The organism is Evansella clarkii (genome assembly GCF_002019695.1).
Classification (GTDB): domain Bacteria; phylum Bacillota; class Bacilli; order Bacillales; family Salisediminibacteriaceae; genus Evansella; species Evansella clarkii.
On sequence record NZ_KV917376.1, the window covers coordinates 743,053 to 756,110 of the forward strand.

The 13,058-nt window shown below is 41.2% G+C and carries 12 protein-coding genes; 5 read left to right on the forward strand and 7 right to left on the reverse strand.

Annotated elements, in window-relative coordinates; translation table 11 throughout:
* Window positions 1–696: 696 nt before the first annotated feature.
* A complete protein-coding gene (locus tag BK582_RS03385; RefSeq protein ID WP_078592979.1) occupies window positions 697–1,326 on the reverse strand; it encodes a hypothetical protein in 630 nt (209 codons plus the stop codon).
* 616 nt (window positions 1,327–1,942) lie between these two features.
* Between BK582_RS03385 and BK582_RS26400 the strand changes: the two genes are divergently transcribed.
* On the forward strand, window positions 1,943–2,206 hold the full coding sequence (locus BK582_RS26400) for a hypothetical protein (RefSeq protein WP_134163612.1): 264 nt from the start codon (window positions 1,943–1,945) through the stop codon (window positions 2,204–2,206).
* A gap of 143 nt (window positions 2,207–2,349) precedes the next feature.
* On the opposite strand, the gene BK582_RS03395 is transcribed toward BK582_RS26400, so the two are convergent.
* The 3 genes from BK582_RS03395 to BK582_RS03405 all read right to left on the reverse strand — a co-directional run bounded on the left by BK582_RS03395 (window position 2,350) and on the right by BK582_RS03405 (window position 5,668).
* Window positions 2,350–3,327, reverse strand: coding sequence for a DUF3231 family protein (locus BK582_RS03395; protein ID WP_078592981.1), 978 nt, complete (start codon window positions 3,325–3,327; stop codon window positions 2,350–2,352).
* Window positions 3,328–3,627: 300 nt separating this feature from the next.
* Window positions 3,628–4,710 (reverse strand): UDP-N-acetylmuramoyl-tripeptide--D-alanyl-D-alanine ligase, encoded by a 1,083-nt coding sequence (locus tag BK582_RS03400; protein ID WP_078592982.1) that lies wholly within the window; start codon window positions 4,708–4,710, stop codon window positions 3,628–3,630.
* Window positions 4,711–5,068: 358 nt separating this feature from the next.
* Complete coding sequence (locus BK582_RS03405) at window positions 5,069–5,668, reverse strand: pyroglutamyl-peptidase I (protein WP_078592983.1); 600 nt, start codon at window positions 5,666–5,668, stop codon at window positions 5,069–5,071.
* A 189-nt stretch (window positions 5,669–5,857) separates the two neighbouring features.
* On the opposite strand from BK582_RS03405, the gene BK582_RS03410 reads away from it, so the two are divergent.
* Genes BK582_RS03410 through BK582_RS03420 form a run of 3 tightly spaced genes read left to right on the forward strand, consistent with a single transcriptional unit; the run spans window position 5,858 to window position 9,553 of the window.
* Window positions 5,858–7,342: a spore germination protein gene (locus BK582_RS03410; protein WP_078592984.1), complete on the forward strand. Its 1,485-nt coding sequence runs from the start codon at window positions 5,858–5,860 to the stop codon at window positions 7,340–7,342.
* The gene (locus BK582_RS03415; RefSeq protein ID WP_078592985.1) at window positions 7,326–8,423 is read left to right on the forward strand and encodes a GerAB/ArcD/ProY family transporter; all 1,098 of its coding nucleotides are present in this window, start codon (window positions 7,326–7,328) and stop codon (window positions 8,421–8,423) included. The genes BK582_RS03410 and BK582_RS03415 overlap by 17 nt, the downstream gene beginning before the upstream one ends.
* Entirely contained in the window at window positions 8,420–9,553 is a 1,134-nt protein-coding gene (locus tag BK582_RS03420) for a Ger(x)C family spore germination protein (protein ID WP_078592986.1), read from the forward strand. Before BK582_RS03415 ends, BK582_RS03420 begins: the two co-directional genes overlap by 4 nt.
* Window positions 9,554–9,743: 190 nt before the next feature.
* Here BK582_RS03420 and BK582_RS03425 read toward each other — a convergent pair whose 3' ends face one another.
* Both BK582_RS03425 and BK582_RS03430 read right to left on the reverse strand, forming a co-directional pair.
* Window positions 9,744–10,307, reverse strand: a complete 564-nt coding sequence (locus BK582_RS03425; protein ID WP_078592987.1) for a hypothetical protein — start codon at window positions 10,305–10,307, stop codon at window positions 9,744–9,746.
* Window positions 10,308–10,485: 178 nt separating this feature from the next.
* The gene (locus tag BK582_RS03430) at window positions 10,486–11,109 is read right to left on the reverse strand and encodes a TetR/AcrR family transcriptional regulator (RefSeq protein ID WP_078592988.1); all 624 of its coding nucleotides are present in this window, start codon (window positions 11,107–11,109) and stop codon (window positions 10,486–10,488) included.
* 167 nt (window positions 11,110–11,276) lie between these two features.
* Here BK582_RS03430 and BK582_RS03435 point away from each other — a divergent pair, with 167 nt between their 5' ends.
* Window positions 11,277–12,059 carry a glucose 1-dehydrogenase gene (locus BK582_RS03435; protein WP_078592989.1) on the forward strand — a complete coding sequence of 261 codons (783 nt, stop codon included), beginning with the start codon at window positions 11,277–11,279 and terminating at the stop codon, window positions 12,057–12,059.
* A gap of 181 nt (window positions 12,060–12,240) precedes the next feature.
* Here BK582_RS03435 and BK582_RS03440 read toward each other — a convergent pair whose 3' ends face one another.
* On the reverse strand, window positions 12,241–12,927 hold the full coding sequence (locus tag BK582_RS03440) for a DUF4352 domain-containing protein (protein ID WP_078592990.1): 687 nt from the start codon (window positions 12,925–12,927) through the stop codon (window positions 12,241–12,243).
* Window positions 12,928–13,058 lie beyond the last annotated feature (131 nt).

A 13,058-nucleotide genomic window follows, 5' to 3' on the forward strand; every position in this document is an offset into this window, starting at 1 on the left:
GTATTCCTAAAAACCGCTGACTTTCGTGAAGATTTGTCAGTCCGCTGAAGAGCAGCATAAAAGCTAAACAGAGCATCATATATGGATACATACTAACTATTAGTGTAAAAGATAAAATCTACAGGACTACACCAATGAAGAAGCAGTCATTTGACCGATCTTATATATTTTTAATGTCATACAACTCCTCCCTTTAGTTACTAATTAATTGAATGTTTAACTTTTATAACCATATTTTGAATCGTACTTTTATGCCGCTATACATGCAGAGCCCTTTAAAGCACAAATAATAAACGGAGATTCTCCGGTTATAGATAGGCTGGAACTCATTTCGGGGTAATTTAAGGGGAGGTTTTCCGGTTATGTAAGGTAAAATCTTATATTTTCGCGTTTTTCGAGTCAATAGTCGGAATCTCTCCGTCTATTTAAGCATTTTTTATTAGTAATTAATAATTAAGCGGAATTTTTCCGTCTATTGAAACCAGAGGATGCATCTCCTACACCCAGGGGATGAACCAACCTCATCAAGAAACCTTATTCATCTGCTAAACCTGCTTCCCAGTCCGATAAGCGCCCCCTTGAGCTTTGAGAGTGAATAATAGATAAAGACGCATGGTTGTCCATACGTCTTTTCTTATGAAATCCCCCAATTAACTTTTTCCATGTTCAGTTCGTTTCATCTTTCAACAGCACTTTTTACGAATGAACCCTTACCATCTCGTCAATGACTTCCAGTCGGTATTGTAACCTGATAAACTCATCTTCCGCATCCTCTTCATATTCATCCTCTAACAGCGGGTGCAGCTCTTCTTCCACTGCCCATCTTTCGTATATATGAAGAGTGAAGTTGTAGAAAAATTCGTCCAGGCTGTATCCCAGTTCATCTGCGAGATAAGCATACAGGTTTTGCCTTTCCACACTTTCCTGCAAAGGAGGTAAACGCCTCTCGATAATTTCCTCCAGCCTTTCTTGATTCATGTCAACACCGTAACGTTCGGAAGCCAGGTCATGCCATGCTTGTTCATACTGCATCCTGAGCTGGCTGTCTTCATATACCTGCTCTCTATCCGCTTCCTGGCCAGTAGTAGCATAAATCAGATGATAGAACATAAACCAGTCCCTGTCTTCTCCCTGAAGATTTAACTCCTCAGCGTCACTTATCCCGTCATCAATCATCGTTTTATCCAGTTCCCCAACGGGCTCAAGCTGGTGAATCCTTATAAGGTCTTCCCTTAATTCCTCCGCATCAGAGGAAATCGCCTCATCATCATTGCAGGCACTCAGGAGGAAAACCAGCGTAAATAGCATTAATCCCTTTTTAACCATGGCAGTTCCTCCTCTTTTTTTCACTATTTGCATCTCTGCCTTGGATACTTCTGCTTCTCTCTCTTCTCTATACGAACCCACCACCTAAAAGGTAACAGAATTTACATTTTCCGCTACAAACGTTTTCCAAATTTAAACAAATCTAGTAATGAGCTTTGAAAAAATAATTCTTCTGCACCGAAGAGAGGGCTGGGATTTTCATGGTAAAATAATAGCAGAGGAAATTTCAGGAAGGGACGATGGTGACCAATGATCAAAAACAGAAAGTATTTATACATAGCCGGTATACTTTTTACCATTGCATGGCTATAAACTTCCCTTTCCCCCATGGTTACGGCGAGGCTGTGGGACAAAGCTCTTTTTTCACTATTACCCTAATATCATCGGTATTATTACGCTGTTCATTTTTTTAGGAAGTCTCTATTTCTTTTTGAGCTCTTTAGAAAAATATCATTGGCGGTTGCTTATTGCCGCCCTGCTGTTATTTACTTTTTTGCCCCTGCCTCTTATCAGTTTTTATCAAAACACACTAGCGAAAGATATATATGCAGTTTCTTACGACTCCACCGAGAGTCATTGCGAGTTTGCACAGACTGGTCGCGGAGCGTGTGAGCTTGTGTTTGAAAACCATTCTAGTGAAGAAGTTCATTTCACGGTTGAATTTTTTGAAGAATACTGGTTTGAGGAAGCTTTCCGGTCCCTGTCACTCATGAATAACGGGGCGCCATGCGAAGTTGAACTGAAGGGGAAAGAGCGGAAAACAGTTAAAATTGAAACAGACATTGATTCGTTCGCTTCAGGCTATCATTTGGGTGGTGAATTTATCAATTACGAGATAAGTTTCATCATAAATTCAGAGCAAGGCCAAAGAAGGCTCTAGACGAATAAAAGCCAGTCACTCTCGGGATTAGCCGGTGACTGGCTTTTTCATTTCTGCAGGCACGGTGCCCCCTCGCAACCCTCCGTGAAACAATTTTCGTGAAACAAGATTTTTCGGGTGGTGACAGGCACCAGCTAAGCCAGCTAATTCTTCTGAGGTGGCTGCTCCATCCATCCGTTTTCAATCAGTATCTTCAACCCATCCTCAGCATAAATTGCAACCTCTGCTGACAGCCTCGTGAAATCCATTGCTAAATCCCTTCTAAGCACGTTCGATACAGCAGCGCCATAGTTGCTCATTCCTTGAGCATTCAAAGCAGCTATTAAATTGAGCATTAGTTTATCTGAGAAAGGGGCAGCAGTCGATGATGTAACTCCCGGGTTCCACGTTGAAGGCACCGGCAGCTCTTCCTTTTTCAAGAGCTTTGACAATACTTCCACATGTTTTGACGATATTTCCTTCCCTCTTTTGAAATAGTCATTTAGCTTTCCCGCATTTGTAACCTGCATAAATCCTGCAGTCAAACTAATACCGAGTGTATTGGTTACCAAATTATAAAAAATACTGGCGATTTCAATTCCTAAAAGAGGCCGCTCCCTGCCAAACCAGCCATTTAAAAAGCTCTCTTTTTGCACAAACTCGTTTTTTTCAGGTACAGGTATATAAGGGGCTCTTATCCATAATCCTTTGTTTAATAAGCATAACCTTGCATCATTTAATATCTTAAGCGATTCACTGATGTACCTGTTAAATAAGTTAAAAACATCTTCTCTGGCAATCGTATTGATGGATATTGATCCGAAGTTTAAATTTCCCTTTGCTATAAACCATTGATAAAAAAGTATAAAGGGATCAGTAAACAGTTTTTCTTCTGTTGATAAAATATCCGAATCACTGAATGCCTCCGGTACAGGAATATTCTGACCAAGGAAAATTGTTTTAATTTCATTCATTACCGAGCCACAAAGCTCCATATTTTTATCGTTGATTTGTTTGATCTCCGGATCCTCAACGATTGCATTAAAATATTTTAAAACATAATAGTTCATGCTTTGAGCTTGATATGTATACCATAAATAACCCATTTCCGCACTGGTCAAGTCAATGTTATTGGAAGCCACACTACCGCCCTCCTGAATTTTTAATATGAGGTTATTAGTATCTGCATTTTTTATTGAATTACTACTTTTTTATAAAACTTCATTTACCATTTAATTAAAATAAAGATTGGAGAGAAACTTATTCTGAACTGGGGAGATCTCTTATGAAATTAAAAAAAGCCAGGTCACTCAAGGGATTCGTAAGTAACCGGCTTTTTCGTTTCTCCAGGTAAGGTGCCCCCTCACACTATGGGCAGCCCCTCGGACAATCTGTGAAACAATTTCCGTGAAACAAGATTATTCGGGTGGTGACAGGCACCATTAAAGCATCCTGCGAAGGAATCTTACAGTTCTGTGCATTTTCATTTTGTTGGAGCCTTTAATTAAGATCGTCGAATTTGGTTCAAGTGTCTTCTTTAGTTCTTCATGTAATCGCTCTTTCGTATCAAAATGCTTTACATTTTCTTTCGGAAATCCCGCACTAATTGCTCCTTCTCCGATTAATTTGCCCTGGGACCCCAGAGTATATAAAAGGTCAATCTTCTTTTTGGCGATGTACTTTCCAACTTTTTTATGTCCATGAACAGAATAACTCCCTAAACTAAACATACTTCCCAGGATAGCAATTCGTTTTTGACTACTAATATTTTGCAGAACTCTTATAGCTGCTATAGCTGCTTGTGGATTTGAACTGTAGGTATCATCGATAACTTTTACCTTATTTTTCAAGTGTAAGAGTTTAAGTCTCCTTTTCATTTTCAGAGTGTTTTTTAACCCTTTTTTTATTTCTTCTGTATTGCATCCAAGTTGATGAGTAACGGCAATAGCAAACAGTGCATTTAAAACATGGTGAGATCCAAAAACAGGAATAAAAAACGAGTATTTTTTTCCGTTAATATTTACATCGAAGGTCATACCTTTATCAGCATACTGAATATTAGAAGCAAAATAATCCGCTTTCTTTCTGCAGCCGATTTTCACGACCTTCCCTTTAAAACCAGTTAAATCTAATAGTCTGGAATTTGGGTCATCAGCATTTAAGAACAATAGACCATCTTGTTTCATGCCTTTAATTAAGTTGGATTTCTCTTTTGCAATGCCCCGAACTTTACCCCTAAAATAGCCAGCATGGGCAGATCCAACATTTGTCACCACACCAATTGTAGGTTTAATAATTTTACAATGTTTAGCAATACTTCCTTTACTGCCCATACCAAATTCTAAAACAACACCCTGGTGCCACTGTTTTATATTTTGTATATGCTTTTGAGTTGACCTGTAGTGATTTAAGTTAGCTTTGCTCTTATAAATCGTCCATTTATTTTTAAGAATAGAAGCAATCATTTCTTTAGTTGTTGATTTTCCTGCACTGCCAGTAACGGCTATAATTGGTCTTTCTTTCAAGTGTTTCCCCCTCTTTTCCCGAAGATTACTCTCAGTACATGATTAACTTATGCTTTTTCAGGAAAAGAGGTCTAGGTCGTTGCGTTATATTTACATATTTTCTTATAGAAATAAATAGATTACTTCTTAGGTGAATTACGCGGAGGGTTTTAGCAGAGTATACAAAATAAATTAAAAAAGCCAGGTCACTCACGGGATTCGTGTGTAACCTGGCTTTTTGGTTTCTGCACGCAAGGTGCCCCTCCTCTCACCTCGAGCAACGACCTTTTTTCCTCTTTTACACAATCTGTGAAACATTGGGCGTGAAACAAGATTTTTCGGGTGGTGACAGGCACCACCCGAACAGGCACCACCCGAACTACAGGCACCCGATGCATACCCGGATGCTTTCCGTCAGGTCACGCTGGGGCCAGCCAGGGATTTTACCATGCCTGATAGCCAGGTCATGGGACGCCGGGATATGTATAAATCCGGATGGGACTTGGCTCTTTTCCTGCTGAAAATACCGCAGTCCCCGGTACATCACATTGTTGCATAAATACGTGCCGGCAGTATTGGATATTTCCGCCGGATAGCCTTGTTCTCCAAGGGCAGCAACCATTTGCTTTACTGGAAGAGTGGTGAAAATGCCGTCCTCTCCTGCATCATCAATTTTCTCCCCGTCAGGTTTGTAGCCAGTATTGTCCGGTTCCCCGTCATTGCAGTTGATGGCGATTCTTTCCGGCGTAATCTTGAACCTGCCTCCTGCCAGCCCCAGAGAAATAACCGCATCAGGATTAACCCTTTCGATTTCTTTCACGAGCTGATCGCCGCTTCGGTTAAAATCCACCGTTAAAATTCTGCCAGCAACCTTATATCCGTTAATTACTTCGTTATCAAGCTCTTTCACAATTTCCATCGTTGGGTTCACCGGAAAATTCAAAAACGGCTCAAACCCTGTTAATAATAATGTCTTCATGTTAAAAATCCTCCTCTATTACTGCTCAGTTATTTCTGCAAACTACTTTCGCCGTGAAACAATTGCTGTGAAACAAGATTTTTCGGGTGGTGACAGGCACCGCCCGAAACAGGCACTGCCCTCAAACGCATACTTCCCGGCTTCTTGGTTAGCCTATTCTTATCATCCTTAAATCCGGGAGCAACTTCAATGGATAAAAACGAAAAACGAGAGATCACTTTATCATTAAATGAAAATACGTCGCTTATTGAGAATGAGTTTAAAGATTCCCAGGACATTAAAACCAGTTATTTTACCTTCAAGAACAAGAAAGCCGCAGCTATTTTTATTGAAACGTTAATTAACGAAGAAAAGCTGTCTAAAATTATATTTGAGCGTCTGCCTGGTGTGGAGAACACCCCTGGTGAGATTAGCGAAGTGATTTCCTCAAGTACTGTTACTACCGAAAAAAACACAGATAAAATTGTCGATAAACTTTTGAATGCCTATGTAGTTATTTTTTCAGAAGGAAGCGACCAGGCTATTTGCTTTTCCGTTGCAGAGAACCTTTCAAGAGATATGCAAGAACCGGGCAATGAGATGGTCATCCGAGGGGCACACAACGGATTCATTGAAGATCTTAATACCAATATTCACTTAATAAGAAAAAGAATCGCCAATAAAAATTTAGCAGTGAAATACTTTAAAGTCGGTAAGAAAACAAATACTAATATAGCAATTGTCTACATGAATGAGATCGCCAATCCATCTTTAGTCCAGGAAATCGAGAAAAGAATCCGGGCTATTGAGTCAGATATGATCTTCAATCCTGGATATATGGAAGAGTTTCTTGAAGATCAGCCCTCTTCCCCGTTTCCGGAGATGCTGATGACTGAAAGGCCTGACCGGGCGATGGCAAACATTCTTGATGGCAGAGTAGCACTATTAACCGCTGATAGTCCTACTGCTCTTATTTTACCTTCCGGTTTCTTTACATTTTATCAGTCACCTGATGATTATAACAGCCGCTTTATTGCAGGGTCTTTCTACAGAATGATTCGCATGTTTGCCTTTTTTATCGCGATTTTTTTCCCAGCGCTCTATATTGCAACCATCTCTTATCATTTAGAGGTGATACCTGGTGAACTAATCATACCAATTAAAAGTTCCATTGAGAGAATTCCCTACCCTCCAATAATAGAAGCCTTAATAATGGAATTAACCATTGAACTGATCCGTGAAGCAGGGATACGCCTCCCTAGTCCAATTGGACAAACGATCGGAATTGTAGGCGGGCTCGTTATTGGGGATGCTGTTGTACAAGCTGGATTAGTTTCTAATATTACGATAATTGTAGTGGCGGGGACTGCTGTTGCCTCCTTCGTCGTGCCCTCTCCGGAAATGAATACGGCAGTAAGAATGCTGAGGTTTCCATTTATGTTTGCCGCCGCATCCTTTGGTTATATCGGCATCTCTTTATGCTTTATATTAATGGTTATGAATTTATGTAAGCTGGAGCCTTTTGGTTCCCCTTATTTTGCTCCTCTGGCCCCTCTGCAATTGAGCGGCCTGAAGGATAGTCTCATCAGATTTCCTGACTGGAAAATGTCTAAAAGGCCGAAAGAAGTGCACCCTGAGCAAACAACATCTCAAGGACCTAACAGAGAGTGGGATAAGAATGATTCAGGAGAATAAACAATCCATTTCTCCACGGCAGTTTATGATTTTTATATTACAGACACAAATAGGGGCAGGATTTATTTCTCTGCCCTTTTCTGTCCATACTTCTGAAAGAAGCTCCGACGGCTGGATTACCGTGCTTCTGATCGGCATCATCATTCAGATTTTGATCACTTTATACTCTTTATTAGTTAAGCGCTTCCCTTCGTTAACTTTCTTTGAAATAATGACAGCTGTTTTCGGAAAGTTCATGGGTAAAGCCATATCAGCCGCCTATATATTATTTTTCCTGCTCATTGCGGGCCAAATCCTGTTAGTATACTGTTCGGTACTTGAAGTGTGGGTCTTCCCGCAAACACCCAACTGGGTAATTGTTTCATCCATGAGCCTGGTCGCGTTATACCTGGTGAAGGAAAAACTGCAGATTATCAGCCGTTACCACACTGTCATTTGTTATGTATTAATCATTCTCCCTGTTTTATCACTTCCGGCATATGCAAATGTGGAATTTCGTTATCTGCTTCCAGTCGGTGGAAGCGGCGTTTACACTATTTTAAGTAAAATACCGGATGGTTTTCTGTCCTTTATAGGCTTTGAAGTGATGTTATTTTTATATCCTTTCGTAAAAGGCACAAATAAGCAGAAATATTTAGCAGCAACGTACTCTAATATTTTTTACACAGGCTACACTACATATTTCTCCCTTTTGACTTATATTTTTTTTAGTCCTGAAGAGCTGATGTTAGTTCCTCAGCCAGTGCTGTATATATTAAAAGCTTTTACTTTTCCAGTATTCGAGCGAGTGGATATTTTATTTTTGTCCACATGGACTGTTCTGATCTCCTCCTCTCTGGTCAGTTACGCTTACCTAACCTCACTTGGAATAAAACAGACATTTGGATTACGGCACCATAAGACAGCGGCACCGTTTGTTCTGGCTCTGTGTACACTGATCGCCCTGTACCCAAGAAATGATTTGACAGTTGAAAAGTTTCTGGGCCAGGTCACAAATCTCAGCCTTGCTTTTACAATAGCGGTTCCGGCACTTGTTTTCCTGTTTGTTCTATTATTTAAAAAACAAAAGGTGAGTACATGAAGTATTCGATCAAGCTTTTTCTATTGTGTTTATTATTATTATTTACAGCCGGCTGCTGGGACCAGTTAAGACTGAACGATGTGGATTTAATTTATGCCATGGGTATTGATAAAACGGAAGAAGGAGATTTTAAAGCAACCGTAAGCGTTCCCCGAAGCACCGGAGGACAGGACAGCGGGCAGCTGACTTCTGATATCTTCTCCACTACTGGAAAAACAATAAGAGAGCTGAGAGTAAACCTTGACAATACCATTGGCGGGCTGCTTGATTCCTCAAAAATCAGGGTCATTCTCGTTCACAGAGCATTAGCGGAGGAGGATCTCTATACGATACTGGATAGTTTTTACCGTGATCCACGGGCACCACTGGCCTCTAAAATATTAATTACGGAAGAAAAGGCAGAAAGTCTGTTTCAGGGAATTACTGAAAAACCAGAATTAATAAGCGAGTATTTCGTAGACCTGGTTCAAAGTGCCGAAAGGGATGCAATAGTGCCTGTTGTGAACCTGCAGAACATCTGTCCGGTAATGCTGGACAGAGGCAGAGATTTTCACCTGCCGTTAATCAGCTCAGTTTCTTCGTCAGGCGGTAATTCACTAGTCACTGGAACAGCCCTTTTTACTGGCAAAAAGATGTCTGGACAGCTTACAAATAATGAAAGCATAATAGCAAACCTCTTAAGTGACATCGTTTCAAAAAACGATAAAATAATCATGACAACAAATTTGCCCGATAATGGCCAAAGTGAGAGTCACGGCTATATTACGTATCAAATCGATGAATATAAAACAAAAATGAATATCATCCCAAAGGAAGGCAGTTATGAAGCAGAGTTTGATCTTCATTTATTTTTAAATGTCCTGGAGTATCCTCCCGATAAGCTGAGTGAACACGATACCGTGGCAAAATTAAATCAGGATGTTGAAGATGACCTTCAGATTCTAACGGATAATACAGTTAAAAAACTTCAGGAATCCGGATCAGACCTTTTTGGAATACGGAGGGAGATCATGGCATTTCATAATGATAAATTCGACGAAGAGGAAGAGGCATGGAAAGAATCATATGCCGAAATGGCGGTAAACGTGAATGTGGAGGTTGAAATAATCCATCACGGGATTATTAACTAATTCAATGAGTGATTTTCAGAGACCCGCCGGCTGACTCCACCAGAATACCCCCGTCCTTGAATTGGACGGGGGTAATTATGTTAGGTTGGTTTTCGCGGAGGGGCTGTTCCCCCTACTCTGCCGGTCGCTGGAAGCGTGAAACAATCGCCGTGAAACAAGATTATTCGGGTGGTGACAGGCACCGCCCGGGTCACCCCCGTTGCGCTTTCAGCACCAGCCTTGTGAACCAGTATGCGGTGAAGGCTATTCCTATATCAATGAGGAACAAATGAAAATAGTTCATACCTTTTCTAAGATCTATATACTCCAGATACACCGAAACCGGCGCAAGCCCGAACGCAAACAGGGCACTTACTACTATCGCATATAGGTAAAAGTAGTAGTTTTTTCCTTTATTAGTACAGTACTGATATACAAATAAAAAGGCGACAGGAAGAACTGAAGCAGTCATATTAAGGGAAAATGGAAGATACGGGGTTAAAAAGCGCTGCTGGATAAAATACAGTGTACTTTCCAGCAGCAGACTTACGTAGGTCCATAATACATGCACAGTATAACCAAAGAAAAATATTTCAAAAATCCTTCTGCGGTCAACAAAAAAATAAATCAGTATCAGCGGCAGCAGTGTAGCAGAAAGAACGATGGAAAACTCCCAGGTAGCCGGGCTTGAATACTCATTCCAATAAGATAATATCAATGAATTCAGCTCATCTATATTACTGTATATCTGATCCCAATATTCGGTGTAAGTCACAGGAAAACCTCCAAAAAATAATTTATATAGTGAGGTTTTCCATTTACCCGTGTTTTCATCCAAATTTCCCACAATATTCAGTGCATGCCTGCCAGCAACGTTATGGCCTCATATAATTACTGCCCTAATCGTTATTCTGGCTGCATGGAAGTGGGGAGTTTTGTAGAACTCCCCCTGATTATTCAGAGACTTCCTTCTGTCCGTTAAAACTGATCTTAAATCCTTTAGCAAAAGACTTGAGTATTTCCACTAACTGTAACGAAACCTCATCTGCTGAGCCCTCGTATCCTGTCCTTATCCACTCCAGGATCAGCCCCGCCGTCCCGTGAGCCATATACAGCTTTTGCTGGGCGGAGTTTATATTACTTTTCCCAGTCGCGGATAATACGAACTCTTCCTCAAGAGTTTCATAAATAGCCCGGGGAAGATCCTGGTAAAGCCCCGGAATTGTATCTTCTTTCAGGTAAAGATTAAAGAAATCCTTATTTTCAAATATAAAATGGATGAGGTCAAAGGATCGCGGACCCATAGAAGCAACATAGACTTCTTTTCCCTTTACATAACGATCAACACTTTTGCATTTAACCTGGGTGAACATCTCTTTCCGAAGTTCTTCTGTTATATGCTCTTTATCTGTGTAATGAAGATAAAATGTAGTCCGGTTATACTGTGCTCTCGTTACAATATCGGTGATGGAGACATGGCTGTAGCCTTTTTCATTTATTAGTTCTGTAAAGGCTTTTTTCAAATGGGATTTCGTCCGTTCGCTCTGTTTTGAATGCTTATCCGTCTTTGCCTTCATCCTTCTTTCCTCCTAAATAAAAAATGCATCAACATAAAAAGCAAAACTGTCGATCTGGTCAACAAATGCAGTATTTTTACTGATTGTGACAATATTGTGTATGCGATTACAATCAAAATAGAAACCTAATAATATTTTATCACATCTTAAAACAGGAGCTGATACTGATGAAAAGATACGAAAGTAAAACAGTTATCATTACCGGAGGAGGGTCCGGTCTTGGAAGAGCAGCTGCAGTGCGAGTTGCTGAAGAGGGTGCTAATCTAGTACTGGTGGATCTGAATAAGGAAGCGCTGGAGGAAAGCCAAAAGGAAATCCTCGAAGCAGTTCCCGAAGCACAGGTTGAACTTGTTGAGGCAAACGTGGCAAAAGAAGAAGATGTAAAAAATTATGTCCAGTATACGAAGGAGAAATTCGGCAGGATCGACGGCTTTTTTAACAATGCCGGTATTGAAGGAAAACAAAATCTAACAGAAGATTTCGGGAGCGACGAATTCAAAAAAGTAGTCGACATTAACTTAAATGGTGTCTTCTACGGCATGAAATACGTCCTGGAAGTAATGAAAGAGCAAGGCTCCGGCTCCATTGTTAACACAGCTTCTGTAGGAGGAATTCGCGGAGTAGGCAACCAGTCAGGCTACGCGGCGAGTAAACATGGGGTTGTGGGATTAACGAAAAACTCAGCTGTTGAGTACGGCCAGTTTGGAGTCAGCATTAATGCGATTGCCCCAGGTGCTATTATGACAGCAATGGTCGAAGGCTCTCTGAAGCAAATGGCCGGGGACAACTGGGAGGAAGCAGGAAAAGAATTTGTCAGCGTTAACCCAATGAAACGTTTCGGTAAGCCGGAAGAAGTGGCAAGCCTTGTAGCATTCCTGCTGTCTGGTGAAGCAAGCTTTATTAACGGCTCAGTCATCAATATTGACGGCGGGCAGTCTAACAAATACTAAAATTAAATTAGCGTAAAAAAAGGCTGCTTCAGTGCCAGACACTGTAAGCAGCTTTTTTTCGTTTTGCTAATAGAGTGGGGGCGATTTCGCAAGTAGAACCACTGATTTCGCAAGTAAGACCCTTCTTTTCGCAATAAGGTTTTTTCTTCAAAGATAATCATACCTGATTTCCCCACAATATTTAAAAAACCACTTCCGCTTCCACATCATCGCCCACATCTTCCCAATCTTCGTCAAACGGGGCGTCCCATACTAAGGTCGCTGACTCGATTTCTTCTGCGCTGGTTTCTTCCAGGACGAAAAACAGGCTTCCGCTCTGTGTCCCCTCTTCCAGCGGCTCACCAGCGAGATGGTCGTTAAGCCACCTGTTGCTCCGGAGTTCTTCGCCAGTGTCCGTTATCAACATAGGCTGGCTTACGTAAAAGTTAACTTCTTCATCACCGGTATTTTCCACAGTGATGTCCACCTGCACATAATCTATCTCGTCTTCCCGCAGCTGATCCGCAAGCTCGCCGCTAATATCTCCTGATGCAGCGACTGCCTGTTCAATTTCCAGCACAACAGGACCGCTTTCAATCGTATCTGTATCTTCCTGACGCTGCTGCACGGTAAATTCACCAGCTTCGTTTTCAATCGTTTCTCCGGCATCTGCTTCCGCTCCGTCAGCTGCTAAGTCGTCAGCCGCATCGCCATTCTCGTCATCACCGTCCTGAGCAGTATCGCCTTCTCCATTATCATTAATCTGATTTTCATCAGCATCACTTGGGTTTCCCTCGTTGTCCTGAGGATGTTCATTTTGCTCCTCCCCGCCGCACGCGGAAAGGACCATCACTGTTGTGAAAGACAAAGCTGTTAAAAATCTTTTCACCTGCAAATTCCCCTTTCAAAAAACATATGTAGTTCAGACACTACTTGTCTGTTTCCTTACGCAGTGTGTTTTAAAACTACAAATTAATTAAATCCCCAATCCCGGACATCCGCCCATCCTCCCACAGGCCA